Here is an 18536-nt window from a genome sequence, read left to right as displayed (position 1 = left end):
GAAAGCCCTTGCAAATCCGCCGCTTCTGTGATATAATAGTAAAGCTAATTGAAATGTTTCGGCTTTTGCCGTAAATCATAACTGTATATTTCGGAGGTAGTTTTTATGTCAACTTTAGAGATCGCCGGCGGTATCGCTATACTCGTCATCAGCCTTATCACCATTATCCTCTGCCTTTCACAGGAGCAGAAATCACAGGACAGCATGACTGCTGCTCTTACAGGTGCAAGCGCTGATTCTTTCTACGGCAAGAACGAGGGCAGAACTAAGGAAGCTATTCTTGCTAAGATCACAAGATTCCTTTCAATCCTTCTTTTCATTGTTGTACTTGCGGTAAATATCATACCGATCTTCACAAAGTAAAAAAGCTGCCCTGTGACTTTAGGTCATGGGGCTTATATTTTTTGATACCTCAGCAAGGAGAGTTTATGTCAGAAAAACCAAAAAAGAAACAATCAGCCAAAAAAGTCAGCTCTCCCCTTTCCGTGGAAAGCTATAAAAATAAAATAGTCACATTCCTGAAAGCATACGGCAAGAAGTCCATGCCCCTCAGCGAGCTGGAGTCCAAGTGCAGGACGAAAAAATCAGGCAGGGAGAACTTCACCGCAGCCTTTGCGGAACTCCGCACCGAGGGCGTTGTCATGATGAAAAAGGGCATGAAAGCAGCTCTGTGCTCACGTATGAACGTGTACCCCGGTACTGTCACAAGGCTCAGCAGAACATTCGGCTTTGCTGTTACCGACGAGGGCATTGAGTACTTTATCCCGGGAAAATGTATGCTTGGCGCTATGCCCAACGACAGGGTGCTCATCTCCGCTATCCCCTCACGCTCAGGTGAGCCCGAGGGCGAGGTGCTGGATATACTGGAGTTCGGCAGCTCACAGCTGACGGGACGTATCGAATTCGAGGACGGCAAGCCTTATCTCGTCCCCGATACTGCTTCCCGAAACCACGTCATCATAGTAAAAGAGGAGAGCGTCCCTTTTGAAAACGGCGACAAGGTGCTGGCGGAGATAGTCTACCGCGGCAGACGCCACGCCGAGCATAAGGTAAAGATAACTCTCGTTTTCGGCAGCTCGGAGTACGCGGCTTCATCGGCGGCTTCAATACTTGTGATTCACGGCGCTCCCACAGCCTTCCCCGAGGAGGTGCTGAGAGAAGCCCGCAAGATAGCCGAGGGCGGCGTGCAGGAGTACTCCTTCAACAACCGTGAGGATCTCCGCGATATGGATATATTCACCATTGACAGCGCCGAGTCCAAGGACCTGGACGACGCGGTATCCGTTACAAAGACGAGAAAGGGCTACTGCCTCGGCGTTCACATCGCCGATGTCTCCCACTATGTCAAGGGCAACAGCGCTCTTGACAAGGAAGCCCTCATGCGCGGTACAAGTATATACTACGCCGACAAGGTCATTCCCATGCTCCCCAAAGAGCTGTCAAACGGTATCTGCTCCCTCAATCCCGACGAGGACAGGCTTACGCTGTCGGCTTTCATGGAGCTTGACAAAGAGGGAAATATGCTCTCCTACCGCTTCTGCAAGAGCGTTATCCGCTCCCGCGTAAAGGGCGTATATTCGGAGATAAACCGCATACTTGACGGCACAGCAACAGATGAGATAAACGCAAAATACGCCATGGTCCGCAAGAGCATAGACCTTATGAACGAGCTGGCTGACAAGCTCATAGAGAAGAAAAAGCTGCGCCGTGCTCCAGAAATAGAGACCACCGAAAGCAAGCTCATAATCAATGAGGACGGCATATGCTGCGACGTACAGCCCCGCGAGCGAGGCAAGTCCGAGCGCATCATCGAGGAGTTCATGCTCACAGCCAACGAAGCGGCAGCAAAGCTTGCCAAGGATAAGAAAGTCCCCTTCGTGTACCGTATACATGAAGCTCCCCCCGAAGCAAAGACAGAGGCGCTCCACGAGATACTGCCGAAATACGGCTTTGAGTGTCCCCATTTCAGCGAGTTCAAGCCCGTTCACGCGGCTAAGATACTTGAAGAAGCCAAGGGCACGGACAAGTTCGAGGCAGTCAATATGCTGGTGCTCCGCTCAATGGCAAAGGCAAAGTACTCCCACGAACCGCTGGGACATTTCGGACTGGTGCTGGAGGACTACGCACACTTCACCTCGCCTATACGCCGCTATCCCGACCTTGCTATACACCGCATAATCACCGATATACTGGCTGGCTACAACAACGACTGGCTCAGCAAGCGCTACGAGGGCTTTGCAGTCAATGCTGCGGAGCGTTCATCGGCGGCGGAGATACGCGCCGTAACTATCGAGCGCGAGTGCGAGGACTGCTACAAGGCGGAATACATGAAGGCTCACCTTGGTGAGAGCTTCACAGCTAAGATATCGGGCGTTACGGAGTTCGGCTTCTATGCTGAGCTCCCCAACACCGTGGAGGGACTTGTCCATATAAGGACGCTCCCCGAGGGCGAATACGATTACTCCGAGCCTGTCTCTCTTACAGAGAGGTTCAGCGGAGTGTCATATACACTGGGTCAGACCGTTCAGGTGGTCTGCGCCGCAGTAAACGTCAGCGACGGAACGATAGATTTCGTCCTTGACGACGATGAACAGGAGGAAGAACAATGAAAAAGATATTAGCATTAATGGCAGCAGCTGCTCTCACAGCAGCAGCAGTATCCTGCGGCAAAAAGGCGGGCACAGCTTCTCAGCCGACAAAGCCCGAGACTACTGAGGCTGCAACGACGACAAGTGCAGACAGCGCAGAGACCACAACTGTCTCCACAACTACCGCAAATGTCACAACGACTACAGCTGTAACTACTCAGACAACTACCGCACAGCCCGACCCTCTCGGCGGCGGAGCCTTTGAATACAATGCTGACGGAGCTGTTGTTTTCAGCGAGGACAGCTCAAAGGCTGACGATAAGACTCTTCTGGCAGCTGCACAGGCGCTTTACGAGTCTGCCTGCCGCACAGAAATGCAGTTCACAGTGGGCTGTCCCTTTGATGTGGACTACAACGACTACGTTGAAAACAGCTTATCATGGCGTTTTTACCGCATAACCGACAGCAGCATCAAGTCATTCAGCGACGTTGAGAACGCCTACCACAAGGTATTCAGCGACCGCTACCCACATCAGCTCGACTCCCTCTATATGGAGAGCAGCGGCTCGGTCTACGCGCTCTGCGGCAACCGCGGTTCTGATATCTACTATTCGTCCTCTAAGGTAACGGAGATAAAGTCCAAGACTGATGACGAGATATTCTTCACAGTTGAGGATTACTACGACGGCAGCGACTTCGGCGAGGAAGCTTACACCGAAAAGCGTGATTTCTCCGCAGTTATCGATGCCGACGGCGTATGGAAAGCAGGACAGTTCACGCTGCCTTATTAAAGCCGTTATTGTAGGGGCGGATATTATCCGCCCGTCAATACCCCACGAATTATAAATGACCCTGTGTAGGGGGCGATGCCTACATCGCCCCGTGCCTTTTCTAAAATTTGACAGGCTGTCGGGGACGCCAGCCCCTACAGCGTATTCATGTTAATCTCATTGCAAGGCACGGGCGGCGAAACGCCGCCCCTACAGGATAACAAAAGCGGCTGAGTTTATCAGCCGCTTACTTTTATTATGACGCCTTTACGCTGTCACCGCTGAGCCTGCGGAAGTACTCCTCTGCATACTCGCGGTATTCATTTCTGAATGTCTCGTCGTTCTCCTTGACGTCATGGAGATACGCATGGAGAGTTTTCTTCTCGTCTGTCTCGATAAGACAGCCTGCTATATTTGAGCAGTGGTCGGATACACGCTCCAGATTGGTGAGCACGTCCTGGAAGATATATCCCAGCTCAACTGTACATTCGTCGTTCTGAAGTCTGCGGATATGGCGGTTTTTGAGCTCTGTGCTCAGGTTGTCCACCACTTCTTCAAGAGGCTCTACCTTATGTGCTGTAGCAAGGTCGCTGTTCACATATGAGTCGAAAGCCTTGTTTATATTCTCCGCAATAGCGTCGGTGATGACTGTTATCTCGTTGATACATTCATCAGAGAACATTATGCCCTTTTCGTGCATTTCCTGAACCGATTCCACAAGATTTACCGCATGGTCGGATATTCTCTCGAAGTTTCCTACGCAGTGCATCATCTTGGAAACGCTTCGGCTGTCTGCACCTGTGATACTGGACTTTGAAAGCTTTATAAGATAGCTGTTTATCTTGTCCTCATAGCCGTCGATTATGTCCTCGTTTTCGATTATCAGGTCACAGGCTTCCTCGTCGTAGCCCTTTAATAGCTCCAGCGCCTTGAGGATAGTCTCTCTTGTGAGTTCAGCCATCTGATTTGTAGCTGAGATACAGGTGTGTACAGCTACAGCAGGAGTTTTGAGGAGTATAGTGTCCAGACCTGTAATTGTCTTTTTCGAGCTTTCCTCCTCGGCAGCATCGTCCTTGATTATTATCTTTGAAAGGTTTACGATATGCTTTGAGAACGGCAAGAGAATGATTGTCGTTGCTATATTGAATATAGAGTGCATGACCGCAATTCCGACATAGCCAACAGTCTGATCGAATATACTAAGATGGATCACGCTTTCAAGTATCATTGATATAGGAAGCAGTATAAGCGTTCCGAGTATCTTTATCAGTATGTGTATACAAGCCACGCGCTTGGCGTTTTTGTTTACTCCGATACTAGAAATGAGAGCTGTTACGCAAGTACCGATATTAAGTCCCATGATTATAGGAAGCGCCATACCATATGTCAGCGCACCTGTCTGTGAAAACGCCTGTAATATTCCGACAGAGGCAGCGGAGCTCTGGATTATGCCTGTAAAGCCTGCTCCTACAAGAACGCCGAGGATAGGATTCTGGAATGCGGTAAGTACATTCTGGAACTTAGGCGAATCAGCAAGAGGTGATACCGCATCTGACATAAGAGTCATACCTGTCATTATAATGGCAAAGCCTACAAGGATACGTCCTATGTCCTTTTTCTTGTTTTTCTTTGCTGCCATTATCATTATAACACCTATAAGTGCAACTAACGGTGCAAATGATGAAGGCTTGAGCATCTTTATAAACGGATTCTTTCCGTCAACACCTGCAAGGCTGAGTATCCACGCAGTAAGTGTTGTTCCGATGTCAGAGCCAAAGCACACGCCGATAGTCTGCTCAAGTGACATAATGCCCGAGTTTACAAAACCTACCAGCATAACAGTCATTGCTGACGACGACTGTATCGCAATAGTTATGCCCATTCCGAGCAGCAGTGCTTTGATTTGGTTAGAGGTCATTTTTTTAAGTGCCAGCTCCAGCTTGCCGCCTGTGAGCTTTTCAAGTCCCGTGGACATTACCTTCATACCGTATAAGAAAAAGGCAAGTCCGCCGAGGAGAGTAAAGATGTTAAAAATAGAAAATTCTTCCATGATTTTCTCCTGATAAAAAATATTTTCCCACTTCTAATTATTATTATATCAGGATAAAAATCCAAGTCAAGGATTTGCGCCATTCTTTAACGTGGATTTAACATAACAAAAGGGACTATCACAAGATAGTCCCTTAATTGCTTTTTACTTTTTCTTGTTCTTTTTATTGTTTACAGCCTTTTTGGCTTTTTCTGCCTTTTCCTTAACTGCGTCAACGATCTCTTCAAAGTCATCATCATCGTCGTCGTCAGCGCCTGCCTTTGCAGCCTTTCTGCCGCAGGCTGCCTTAACAGCACCGATAAATGCAGCAGCAAGGTAAACAGCAAGGATAAAGAACTCAACTATAACGATAGTCTTTATGGAATCGTTTACAGCCTGCTTAATGCCTGCGCCTACTGAATTTGCTGCGGGAACAAGTATATTGTAAGCGTTTGCGAACTGTACATTCTCATAGTAGTCGCTTGCTGTCTTTTTTGTGAGATCAACAAGATCATTTACCTTATTGCTGAGGGCTGCGATGTCAGCCTCTACCTTGTCAACGTTAGCCTTTGAGCTGTTCTTGTTGTTCTGGAGAGCATCGCGTCTCGAGATATAGTAGTCTATATCCTGCTTTGTCTGTGCAAGGCTTGCTTCAACGCTTGTCTTCTGCTTGAACAACGAGTCGTACTGCTCGGAATGAAGTGTGGATTCGGTATTTGTATTGTCTGTACCGTTGCCGAATACCTGAATAACGTCCTTCTGATACTGAGCGATAGATGTGTCAAGAGCAGCAAGGCGCTCTGTGTATTCGTCCTTATCGCGGTTGAGGTTCTCTATTCTGTAATTGTAGTAAGCAAGAGCGGAATCCTTATCCTTTGTTACGTTGTTTACAGAAACATAAGATGAGATCCTGTCAAGGTCGATGCTTGTGATAGTCTTTGCATAATCCGAAAGATCATTGAATGTATAGCCTGTAACGCTTGAACGGAATGTTGTATTGTCGTCCTTTGCAAGGCTGTCGAGGTAATTCTTGACTGTTTTCAGTGAGTTTCTGAAAAGGTCAACCTGCTGAGCATAGTCATAGTCCTTGTATTCAAGACTTGTGACAGCTGTACCGAGGGGCTCGTTGTAGCCGTACTCCTCATAGAAGTGCTCGCCGTACTTTTTGAGCAGAGCATTAAGGAAGTCAGCGCCCTCCTGTCTGCTGAGCCCTGCCTTGCCCAGGTCAAGCTTTACAGTGAACTGTGTGGGATAGTACTTTGTATCAAGCATAGCCTGTGCAGCCGAGAGACTTCCGTTGGAGGCCTGATCCATTACACTGCTGTGAGCTGTGAGCTGATCGTAAGCCGACTGGGGTATCTTGTAATCAAAGCTGATGCCTGTTCTTATATCCTCGATCTTATCAGTTCCGAGTCCGACTTCTTTAAGAGCATTTTCAACTACCTTGGTATTCTTCATGCTTTCGATCTCGAACTTGCGTCCCTTGGGGTCAAGACCCTTTTCAATGCCCGTATATGTAAAGCTTACAAGAGCGCTTACGGGAGTTCTTGCGGAAAAAGTCTTGTATGCCGAATAGCAGAATGTGAGAAGACCCGCGATGATAGCGATCACCAGCCATGCTGCAAGATGCCTTTTGAGCTGCTTGATTATTGCGGGACCCGAAATGACAGCTTCATCTTTTTTATCCTGATTTCTGAGCGCAGCGCCGAGACCGCGCCTGTTGTTCTTAGCCATTTTACCCTCCGTTTTATTGTTCGTTCCTTATATAACGGCATAACACGCCGTACTGTTCATTATATCACTAAAAAGGCACATCGTCAATAGCTTGACAGAAATTTCCGATATTTCGCTGAAATTGTCCCATAAGCCCTCTGTATTATTCTACATATCGTACCAATAATACAGAATGGCTCCCCGCAGCCTTTGCCGCGGAGAGCTGATTTGCTTTATATATAATTATTATAATGTATGCCCCTTCTGCTTGATAACATTTACCACTCTGTCAACGCAGCTGCGGCATACAGACTCGTCCCGAGCCTCTACCATAACTCTTACAAGAGGCTCTGTACCGCTCTCACGGACGAGTATTCTTCCTGCGTCGCCAAGCTCTGCTGCTACCTTGTCGACCTCTGCGCGTACATCGGGATCAGCCTGTGCGGCAGCCTTGTCCTTGACCTTTACGTTCTCAAGGACCTGAGGATATACTACGAATGGAGCTGCAAGCTCGCTGAGCTTCTTCTGACGGGACATGATGACCTGCATTATCTTCAGGCTGGTGAGGATACCGTCGCCTGTTGAAGCGTACTTGGAGAAGATAATGTGTCCCGACTGTTCGCCGCCGATGCAGCAGCCGTGCTCCTTCATGTATTCGTAAACGTACTTGTCGCCTACTGCTGTCTTTGCGTATTCGATGCCTATCTCGTCAAAGGCTCTGTAAAGACCGAAGTTGGACATTACTGTGGTAACAACTGTATTGTTGAGGAGTCTGCCGCCCTCTTTCATGTATCTGCCGTAGATATAAAGGATATGGTCGCCTGTAATGACATTTCCCTTTTCGTCAACACACAGGCAGCGGTCAGCGTCACCATCGTAGGCAAAGCCCACGTCAAGACCGTTCTCAACTACGAACTTCTGAAGTCCCTCGATATGTGTGGAGCCTGCATTGTTGTTGATGTTTATGCCTGTAGGAGCTGCATTTATAACGTGAGTCTCTGCGCCGAGAGCCTCAAATACAGACTTTGCAATGTTCCATGCGGAGCCGTTTGCGCAGTCAAGACCTATCTTCATGCCTCTGAATGAATACATGCCAAGAGAGATGAGATAGCCGAGATAGCGGTTTCTGCCCGAAACATAGTCCACGCTCTTGCCTATCTTCTCGCCGTGTGCAAAGGGTACCTCGTCCCACTTCTGTCCGAAAGCTTCAAGGTTCCCGTCAAGGTATGCCTCAACAAGGTCAATCACCTCGTCCTCCATTTTCTCGCCCTGTCCGTTTATGAGCTTGATGCCGTTATCGTGGTAAGGGTTGTGGCTTGCGGATATCATTATACCGCAGTCAAAGCTGTCAACTCTTGATATGTATGCCACAGAGGGGGTCGTTGTAACATGGAGCAGATATGCGTCTGCGCCCGATGCGGTAAGTCCGCCTACCAGTGAGTACTCGAACATATAGCTTGAACGGCGTGTGTCCTTGCCTATTACTATGCGTGCAGCACTGTCGTCGCCCTTTCTTCTTTTGAGCTCGCCGTAATACCAGCCCAGAAAGCGTCCTACTTTATATGCATGATCGGCTGTAAGATTTTCATTAGCCGTACCTCTGAATCCATCAGTTCCAAAATATTTTCCCACTTAAATTATCTCCTTTATCAATGATTCTGTTTCCGTACAGGCTCAAAAAAGCCCGAACACTTTAATTATAGCACCTTGCCGCAGAGTAGTCAACGGATTTAATAAATAATTCACAAAATTAATCGAATAATCTGCTGCGCTGTATTTTGGGATAAAAGGTGAGAGATTCGGGGAGCTCATACGTCTAATATATGCAGGGGCTGTTTTAAGGTGAGCGGCGCAGATAGTTTTTTGGTATATTATGATAATTTTACTATTGCAAAAGCTCGCGTTTTGTAGTATAATAAGAAATAGTATTATAATCGGGTATTATGGCTTCTGCCACCCGAAATAAAGGAGGAACAAAATTGGCTAAGTCAAAAGCTACGGGCACAAAGGCAGGCACAGCCGCTGCCCGCAACAAGATCGGCAGCACAAAACCCGCCGTTACTGCCGCAGACATCATAGCCGAGAAGCGCGGACACAAGTTCAGACCTGTATTCTATATACTGTCTTTTCTCGTTCCGTTCTTGCTGACATTCGTGTCATACATCTGCTTTGATGTCTACCCATTCGGAGAGCGCTCAGTGCTCACACTTGACCTCAACGGTCAGTACATCTACTATTTCGAGTACCTCAGAAAAGCATTCTGGGGCGACGGAAGCTTTTTCTACAGCTGGAGCAGAAACCTGTCCGGCGGCTTCATGGGTATCATCGGATACTATCTCGCAAGTCCTTTCACGCTGATCGTAATGCTGCTGCCGAGGAAGATGATCCTCGAAAGCGTAATGATCATGCAGATGACAAAGGTGGGCGCAGCAGGTCTTACCTTCTGTGTATACGCTCAGAAGTCAAAGAACCTCAAGCCTCTTCAGTCTGTCATGTTCTCAACGATGTACGCAATGATGGCATATGTCGTTATCCAGCTCATCGACCCCATGTGGATCGACGGTCCCATATTCCTGCCGCTGATAATCCTCGGCGTTGAATATCTGGTGGACGACGGACGCAAGCTGAACTTCATTATCCCCACAGCGATAATGTTCATCGCAAACTTCTATATCGGCTTTATGATAGCCATTTTCATCGCTTTGTACTTCCTTTATTATGTATTCTTCGGAACACAGCGGAAATTCAAGGGACTCAGCGAATACTTCACTGTATTCGTAAGAATGGGCATTGCTGCTTTTGTAACGGTGCTGTGCAGTGCAATAATGATACTCCCCGTTTACAATGCACTTGCTCTCGGTAAGTTCGATTTCTCTGTTCCCGATTACAGTCTCAGGGCAATGTTCAACCCCATTGAGCTGGTACCCTGTCTCATGCCTAACCAGTATTACTCGGTAAACGTTGACGAGGGCACACGTATGTACGGACGTCCCGAGATATACTGCGGCGTGCTCACATTCGTTCTCATACCGCTGTTCTTCGCAAACAAGAAGATAAAGAGAAACAACAAGATCGGCTACGGCTTCATGGTATTCGTACTGCTGTTCAGTATGTTCATCAAGCCCATAAATATGATGTGGCACGGCGGACAGGATCCTAACTGGCTCCCATACAGATATTCATTCCTGCTCTCATTCATTCTTGTATCAATGGCTGCGGAGGTATTCTCTCACCTCGACGGCTACAAGCTGACGCTGCCCAGCGTTCTCGTATCGGGCGGTATCATAAGCGGTCTTACTGCAATATTCTGCACTATGATGAAGAGCTTCAACTACAACGAGGACAGGTACAAGTACGTTGCTATACTGCCGTACAAGGAATACCTTGACTCCTCCGACGCAAAGCAGCAGATATGGCTTGGTACTATCGCATTCGGTCTTACACTTGCAGGCATATACCTTGTAGGCGTATATATGTACAGCCATTCAAGGACAAAGAAGGGCAGAAACGCCATAACAGTGGCTATGGCTCTCCTTATATTCTTTGAAACAGGCTTCAACTGCTTCGACTCATTCAGAAAGATCTACAAAGAGGTCGGCAACTCGGGCAAGAACACTTATACCGATATCATGAGCGCTCCCGACGTTGTAAAGGAGCTTGAAGAATACGACGGCGGCTTCTACCGCGCCGAAAAGACCTACAGCCGTATGGTAAACGACGACCTTGCATACGGTCTCAAGGGTATCTCACACTCCAGCTCGGTAATGAACTCAAGAGCTATCACATTTATCGAGACTATGGGTTATTTCACCCAGAGCTTCGAGTCCAAGTATGAGGGCTGCAATCCTCTTGCAGACTCGATACTCGGCATCAAGTACGTTCTTGACGATCCCGACAGAAGAATATCAAGCTCGGAAATGCTTGATTCATCTTACATCAAGCGTTTAACAACAACATATAAAAAGGACAATAATGTAACAGGGACCATCGATATCTGGGAGAACCCCAACGCTCTCGGCATCGGTTATATGGCTGACGACGATATCCTTATCCTTTCGGGTCTCGGCAACGATAACCCATTCAACAGCCTTAACAACTTCCTCAGCTCTATGACGGGCAATACTGCTGACTATTCAACTGTACCAATAGAGCCAAAGCAGTACTATGTTCCTTTTGACTGTGATATACACTACGACGATTCAAAGGTATATCTCCACGATTACAACAACAACGGCACTATGCACGACTGCTACGAAGCATACGCAGGTGTTGACGATGCTGTTATCAACGTTGACGTAACTGTTCCTCACAAGGGAAACATCTATATGCACCTGGGCTCCGAAATGAGAAGAGCTACCAACGTATGGGTAGCCGTAAAGGGCGAGGACGGCGTATACAGAGGTCAGAAGTCAGGTACAGAGGCTTATGACGGCTACGGCACATACTTCAATACAAACTCTTCACCTATCGTAAGAATGGGTCCCTTTGAGGCCGGAGACGAGGTAGAAATAAGACTTACTATCCCGCCCTCAGGCGAGAACGGTCAGTACGACGGAACCGACGAGTATATAATGATAAGAAAGGAAGCAGGCTTCAACTTCTACTACCTTGACGAAGAGGCTTTCACAGAGGATATCCAGAAGCTGAAGGCTAATCCGTGGAACCTTGACATGAGCAAGACCAACGACCGTTACCTTGTAGGCGACATTGACGCTCAGGACGGTCAGATACTCATGACATCGATCCCTTACGAGCCGGGCTGGGAGGTACAGATCGACGGCAAGACCGTTGACAGCCTTATCTCGGAAGAAACTCTTGAATCGGGTCAGAAGATACTCAGAAACAATGAGGGCACAGAGGGTCCCGTTATCGTTCTGGGAGCTCTCATGGGCATACGCGTTCCGTCAGGACACCACACCGTATCCATGAAGTACACTCCTCCCGGCTTCAATATGGGTCTTATAGCACTTATACTGGGTCTTGCTTGTCTGGTATACTTCTATGTATATGACAAGAAGCACAACAAGGTGCTCATTGCAAAAAAGAATGCAAAGAAGATACTCAAGGGCGAAAAGGTAGAGGAAGAGCCCGAGGAAGAACCCGAGGACACCAAGAAAGCCAAGGACGACAAGGATACCAAGGAGTCCAAAAAGCCCAAGGAGAACAAGAAGCCAAGCGACCCCAACAAGAAAAAGGTCGAGATAATCAAATCCAAGGGTGCGGTAACTGCCGAGCCCATAAAGAAAGCCGAAGAAACAGCTGAAGAGGTCGTGAACGACGCCGAAAGATTCATCGCAAATGCCGATGAAGAGTTCAAAAAGGCTGCCGACAAGACCGAAGCTGCTGTGGAAAAGGCAGAGGAAGCCGCTGAGGATATCATCGAAGAAGCGGAAGAAGCTGCCGAGGAGATCAAGGAAACAGCTGAAGAAGCAGCAGAGACCGTTAAGGAAGCTGCTGAAAAGACCGCTCCTAAGAAAAACAACAACGGCAATAAGAAAAAGAAGAAGTGATCTTACGCCCCCGCATTTGCGGGGGCTTTTTGCAGCGTGACGCTGCCCCCTTGCCGCGTTGTCGCTCGGCGCGGAGCCCGCGCTGCCTTGCCGCGTTGTCGCTCATAAACTCGCTCACTCTTATAAAAAGTGTTGATCGTACATCGCTTACAGCACTATAAGTATGCCGAGCATATGGTCAAGCACAATATACGAGGCTTTTCCTTAATGGTAATTTTTATCAAAAAATAGTAAAATGAAAACTCACTTGTTAACAAATTATTTCTATGTAAATTCTATTGTCATAATTTGAAATAGTATAAACAATACCTTAAAAAATATCTGCCTAAATAATATTATTGCAACAAATTCAGCGTATTTTCGGGCTTCTCACTGGCATTTGCACTAAATAATCCACCATAATTTCTATGCAAATATTGTTGCATTTTGCACAAACAGGCTTGACAATATTTTGTAATTATGCTAAAATTTAGTTATAAGATAGTTAGGGTTTACTGCACTGGACCTTAACAAAAAAACTACTGATACTTTTTCAGGGAGGAAAGATACTTATGTTCAAGAATTCTATGAATGTGAAGCGTTTCGTAAGCATTTCTGCTGCTGCAGCATGCATTCTGTCTTCGCTTCGCATCGCTCCGCTCAGCGTTTCCGACGCCGCGGACAAGACAATGACAGCATTTGAGATCACAGAAAACATGAAGGTGGGTTGGAACCTCGGCAACACCCTCGACGCTTATGCTCAGGAGCCCGATCCCAACGATCCCAAAACCTATATCCCCGTTGCAAGCGCAGGACTTGAGACAGAGACCTGCTGGGGCTGCGCAAAGGCAAACGAGACTCTCTTCAAGTCTCTCAAGGCAAAGGGCTTCAATACAGTCCGTATCCCCACAACATGGTTCCAGCACCTTGACGAAAACGACAACATCGACCCCGCATGGCTCGCAAGAGTTCATCAGGTAGTTGACTACGCTTACAAGAACGACATGTACGTTATCCTTAACGTTCACCATGAAGAGGGCTGGATCAACAGACCTGATCTCGCTACAGCTTATGACGATATCAAGCCCAGACTCATGAAGCTCTGGGAGCAGATCGCTACAGAATTCAAGGATTACGATCAGCACCTCATTTTTGAGTGCATGAACGAGCCCCGTGCTAAGGGCACAGACCATGAATGGTGGTATGCAAAGCCTGTTGCTGAGGCTGACGTTATCAACAAGCTGGAGGCTGACTTCGTTAAGCTCATCAGAGGCATGGACGGTCCTTACGCTAAGACCCGTCTCCTTATGCTCCCCGGCTATGTTGCAAGCTCGGACAAGACCTTCCTCAATCAGATCGTTCTTCCCGAGAATGACGACTTCCTTGCAGTTTCTATCCACGCTTATACTCCTTACAACTTCACAATGAACACAAACGAGGCAGAAGGCGCTTACCACGACACCTTCACAAAGGAGTTCAGCAACGATCTGGCTTACAACCTCCAGAACTTCCGCGATATGTTCATCAATAAGGACATTCCTGTAGTAATCGGCGAAATGGGTACTTCCGACTTCGGAAACACACAGGCTCGTGTTGAGTGGACAACTCAGTACTTCGAGACTACAAAGAAATACGGTATCCCCTGCGTTCTCTGGGATAACGGACAGAAAAAGGATGCCAGCGATCCCACTCAGAACCCGGGTGAGGTACACGGCTATATCGACCGTGAGACAGGCGAATGGTTTGAAAACAACCTTCCTATCATCAACAAGATGATGGAGATCATGAACGATAAGTCTATCGTTTGGGGCAGCGATGGCAAGATGCCTACTTACGACCACCAGGATCTCTCAACAGGTAAGGTATTCCTCGAGAATGCTGAGATCGATGTAGCAAAGGAAAAGGAATACGGCAACTCAACTCCCGGTAAGGAGATCTCTTGGGATGACCTCAAGGGCAAGGAAGTTGCTATCAAGTACACAGGCGATCAGCCTATCCTTGCAGTTTCCGATAAGGACTACAAGGGCTGGTCTGAAATGGCTGCTTACACAGTTGACGAAGCTAACGGTATCGCTTACTATCTCGTAGATCAGCAGGTTCCAAAGGCTTACTCAGGTGACCTTTCAACTATCAACCATATGCAGGCAAGAACACCAGGCAAGACAAACATCGAAAAGATCGTTATCCTCGATGCTCCCGATGTTAAGATCGACGTTCCTGTTGACAAGACAAAGAAGAAAACAATCGACTTATCAAATGCTAAGTCAGATGATACTCTCGTTATCACAATCAAGGGCGAACCCAACACCGATACAAACGGCGCTATCGGCTACAACGGCGACGGCTGGGAGCAGATAGAGTGGGAAGGCAAGACTGACGATAAAGGTATTCTCTTTGTTAGTTTTCCAATGAGCAAATTCCCTGCAGGTCTTACTTCCGCTGAAGCTCAGATCTGGTATCAGGCAGAACTTGTTGACTTTGAGGGAATCAGCTTCGTCAACACAGCTCAAACAACTACAACAACTACATCAACTACAACTTCTGTTCCTACAACAACTACAACAACCACAACTATCACTTCCTCTGATACAACTACATCAGAGACAACAACAGCTACAACTACTGCTCCCGAGCCTAAGAAGGGCGGCAACGGTGACGCTAACCAGGACGGTCAGGTAGATATGTCTGACGTAGTTCTTATCATGCAGTCTCTTGCAAACCCCAACAAGTACAAGCTTGATGAAAAGGCTTCAGCAGCTGCTGACGTTTATGAGAACAACGGTGTTACAACTCAGGACGCACTTGCTATCCAGATGTATCTCCTCAAGCTCGTTACAGAGCTCCCTGTTCCCGCAGGCACAGTTGTTGGCTAATAAAAAGATTTTACGTTTTTCATATACCTCTGAATACAGCTGCCAATGGCAGCTGTATTTTTTTATTACTAATTTAGGTAAAATACTTGCCAAGTTTACATATTATTTAATATTAACTTTTGTTACCTATTGACAAACGGCTATAAACTGTTATATAATTATATCGGCGCCGCTTTTAAGCTATTTTTAAGGAAAAAGTATTATGCGGCAGTCAGTAAAAAAATAAAACGGCAGCAGAGAAAAAAATATGCTGCATTGCCCCGATAGATTTGTTTTGCTTTGGATTTGACTACGGGGAAATGATATGTAGTTCAAAACAGTACAAAAGGAAGACAACTGAATATGCTTACAGATTACCATTGCCATATTCTGCCTGAATTTGACGACGGTGCTAAGGACGCAGAGACCTCTCTGGAGATGTTGAACATCATGAAAGAGCAGGGCGTAGAGCGTATTATTGCTACGCCCCATTTCTATGCCCACGAGGAACGGTCCCTGACAGAGTACCTGCTGAGACGTGAGGACGCCTATGAGAGTATGGAGTCCCTTGCTGCTGCGCAGAATATAGCTTTACCGAATATGGTGCTCGGAGCAGAGGTCGCCATCGAGCACGGCATCTCTAAGATACACGGAATCGACAAGCTCGCCATTGAGGATTCGGATCTTATCCTGCTGGAGCTGCCTTTCCGCGACTATGAGGACTGGATGTCCGAGGAGATAAACGCGATCAGGTCCGAATACGGACTGACTATCGTTCTCGCTCATATACATCGCTATCTTGCGTATTATACGCCCGAGAACTTTGAAAGGATACTGCAGACTGACGCTGTTTTTCAGTTCAATAATGAGGTTTTCCTGCTGGAGAGAGAGGCAAAGCTCATTAAACAGCTCACCGACGACAAGCGCAGTATCATTTTCGGCAGCGATGCCCATAACACGGACACGCGCCGACCTAATTGGGATATTATTTTGGAGAGATGTGATCCCGATATTTTAAAGGCTTCAAATGAGTTTCTGAAGCCTGCAGCAAACGAAGTAATTGGAGAGGGATAAATAAAACATACTCAGCTTTTACGCTGATATGGGGGGAAGAAAATTGAAAAAAACACTTGAGAAATTCAGCATACGCAGGATAATTCTCGCGTTTGCCGATGTATTCATCGTAATTTCAGCAGCACTTATTGCCAATTTTGTGCTTTCGTTCTTTAAAGCGGATATAAGCCGATCCGACGTGCTTATGAGCTTTGCCCTGTGCTCGCTGACCTGCTGCGGCTCACTGTTCATCTTCGGAGCCTACAGCAAGCTGTGGAGATTCTTCCACAAGAGAGACTACCTGTCCTGTATTCACGGAGTCGTTTTCGGCTTCCTTACAGCAGGGATCATAGTCTATATCATACGCAAGGACGTTCCTGCACTGTTCCTGACCGTACAGGCAGCCATTACAATGGTCGGGGTATGCCTGTTCAGACTGCTGTTCAAGGAGACTTTCGTTACGTTCTCCAAGTCCAAGACAGACGGCAGCCGCAAGCGCACTATGATAGTGGGCGGCGGTCAGACCTGCCGCATGATACTCACAGAGATCGAGAACGCCAAGAATTCGCCCTATGAGGACGACAAGGTGTCCGCAGTATACGACCCTGTATGTATCATCGACGACGACAGGAACAAGATAGGTACCGAGATAAACGGCGTTACCGTTGTTGGTACTACCAATGAGATACACAAATTCGTGGATCAGCAGCACATCGAGCAGATAATCTTCGCCATTCCCTCATGCCTTGAGGACGAGCGCAAGCGTATCCTCGATATATGCTCGGGAACCAATGTCAAGGTCAAGATAGTGCCCTTCATCGGAAGCCTTATCTTCGACGGCGGCAATACTCCCCTCCTCACTCAGATGCGCGATATCAAGGTGGAGGATCTTCTGGGACGTGCTCCCGTTAAGTTCGACAACGCAGAGATACGCAGCTTCATCAGCGGCAAGGTCTGCATGGTCACAGGAGGCGGCGGTTCCATCGGCTCGGAGCTTGCCCGTCAGATAGCCAAGTACGATCCCGCACAGATAATCATAGTAGATATTTACGAAAACAACGCCTACGAGGTTCAGCAGGAGCTTATCATGGAGTACGGCGACTCCCTTAACCTGACGGTGCTTATCGCCTCCGTAAGGGACTACTACCGTATGAACTGCATATTCTCACGCTACAAGCCCGATATCGTGTTCCATGCGGCTGCTCACAAGCATGTTCCCCTTATGGAGAACTCGCCCATGGAGGCTATCAAGAACAATGTCATCGGTACGTTCAATACCGCTACCCTTGCACAGTTCCACGGCGTAAAGAAGTTCGTTATGATATCAACAGACAAGGCGGTAAATCCCACCAACGTCATGGGCGCTTCAAAGCGCTGCTGCGAGATGATAATACAGTATCTGTCACAGCAGCATGACGGCTGCACCGAGTTCGTGACCACACGTTTCGGCAATGTTCTCGGCTCACACGGCTCTGTTATACCGCTTTTCAGACGTCAGATAGAGACAGGAAAGCCTGTTACGGTAACTCACCCCGACGTTATAAGATACTTTATGACTATCCCCGAGGCTGTAAGCCTTGTTATGGAGGCTGCCGCTATCGCTAACGGCGGTGAGATATTCGTACTTGATATGGGCAAGCCCGTACACATCGTAAGACTTGCGGAAAACCTTATCCGCATGTACGGAAAAGTACCCTATAAAGATGTGGAGATAAAGTTCACGGGACTCCGCCCCGGTGAGAAGCTCCGCGAAGAGCTCCTTATGGACGAGGAGGGACTGCAGAAGACCTCCAACGAGCTCATATTCATCGGCAAGCAGATAGAGCTTGACAGCGAGAAGTTCATCAAGCAGCTGAGAAAGCTACGCAACGCAGCCAAGGAAAACATCAACGATGTGGCTGTTGAGGCTCTCCACGAGATAGTTCCCACGTTCACAACTCCCGAGGAGTTCAACCGTGCAGAGCTTATCAAGGAAAAGAAAAACCCGAAGCTTCAGGAAGAGGAATACGATATCCGCTATCCTAAGAAAAACTGATATTCCA

General features: G+C 47.6%; 10 protein-coding genes. 7 read left to right on the top strand and 3 right to left on the bottom strand.

What is annotated here, in order from left to right:
• Positions 1-105 precede the first annotated feature (105 nt).
• The 3 genes from secG to N774_RS0111390 all read left to right on the top strand — a co-directional run bounded on the left by secG (position 106) and on the right by N774_RS0111390 (position 3379).
• Complete coding sequence (gene secG, locus N774_RS0111400) at positions 106-363, top strand: preprotein translocase subunit SecG (protein ID WP_024861367.1); 258 nt, start codon at positions 106-108, stop codon at positions 361-363.
• A gap of 65 nt (positions 364-428) precedes the next feature.
• Complete coding sequence (gene rnr, locus N774_RS0111395; RefSeq protein ID WP_037280257.1) at positions 429-2609, top strand: ribonuclease R; 2181 nt, start codon at positions 429-431, stop codon at positions 2607-2609.
• On the top strand, positions 2606-3379 hold the full coding sequence (locus N774_RS0111390; protein WP_024861365.1) for a hypothetical protein: 774 nt from the start codon (positions 2606-2608) through the stop codon (positions 3377-3379). Before rnr ends, N774_RS0111390 begins: the two co-directional genes overlap by 4 nt.
• 235 nt (positions 3380-3614) lie before the next feature.
• Here N774_RS0111390 and N774_RS0111385 read toward each other — a convergent pair whose 3' ends face one another.
• The 3 genes from N774_RS0111385 to glmM form a co-directional block, all read right to left on the bottom strand.
• Positions 3615-5408 carry a Na/Pi cotransporter family protein gene (locus tag N774_RS0111385; RefSeq protein WP_037280254.1) on the bottom strand — a complete coding sequence of 598 codons (1794 nt, stop codon included), beginning with the start codon at positions 5406-5408 and terminating at the stop codon, positions 3615-3617.
• Positions 5409-5552: 144 nt separating this feature from the next.
• Positions 5553-7121, bottom strand: coding sequence for a hypothetical protein (locus tag N774_RS0111380; RefSeq protein WP_024861363.1), 1569 nt, complete (start codon positions 7119-7121; stop codon positions 5553-5555).
• A 225-nt stretch (positions 7122-7346) separates the two neighbouring features.
• Positions 7347-8732, bottom strand: a complete 1386-nt coding sequence (gene glmM, locus N774_RS0111375) for a phosphoglucosamine mutase (protein WP_024861362.1) — start codon at positions 8730-8732, stop codon at positions 7347-7349.
• Between the two features lie 347 nt (positions 8733-9079).
• On the opposite strand from glmM, the gene N774_RS0111370 reads away from it, so the two are divergent.
• The 4 genes from N774_RS0111370 to N774_RS0111355 all read left to right on the top strand — a co-directional run bounded on the left by N774_RS0111370 (position 9080) and on the right by N774_RS0111355 (position 18529).
• A complete protein-coding gene (locus tag N774_RS0111370; protein ID WP_024861361.1) occupies positions 9080-12610 on the top strand; it encodes a YfhO family protein in 3531 nt (1176 codons plus the stop codon).
• Between the two features lie 551 nt (positions 12611-13161).
• Entirely contained in the window at positions 13162-15462 is a 2301-nt protein-coding gene (locus N774_RS0111365; RefSeq protein WP_024861360.1) for a cellulase family glycosylhydrolase, read from the top strand.
• Positions 15463-15804: 342 nt separating this feature from the next.
• Entirely contained in the window at positions 15805-16515 is a 711-nt protein-coding gene (locus N774_RS0111360) for a CpsB/CapC family capsule biosynthesis tyrosine phosphatase (protein WP_024861359.1), read from the top strand.
• A gap of 43 nt (positions 16516-16558) precedes the next feature.
• Positions 16559-18529: a polysaccharide biosynthesis protein gene (locus tag N774_RS0111355; RefSeq protein WP_024861358.1), complete on the top strand. Its 1971-nt coding sequence runs from the start codon at positions 16559-16561 to the stop codon at positions 18527-18529.
• Positions 18530-18536: the final 7 nt, after the last annotated feature.

Origin of the sequence: Ruminococcus flavefaciens AE3010 (genome assembly GCF_000526795.1) — a bacterium.
Classification (GTDB): domain Bacteria; phylum Bacillota; class Clostridia; order Oscillospirales; family Ruminococcaceae; genus Ruminococcus; species Ruminococcus flavefaciens_D.
This window is presented reverse-complemented; position numbering and strand designations above follow the sequence as displayed.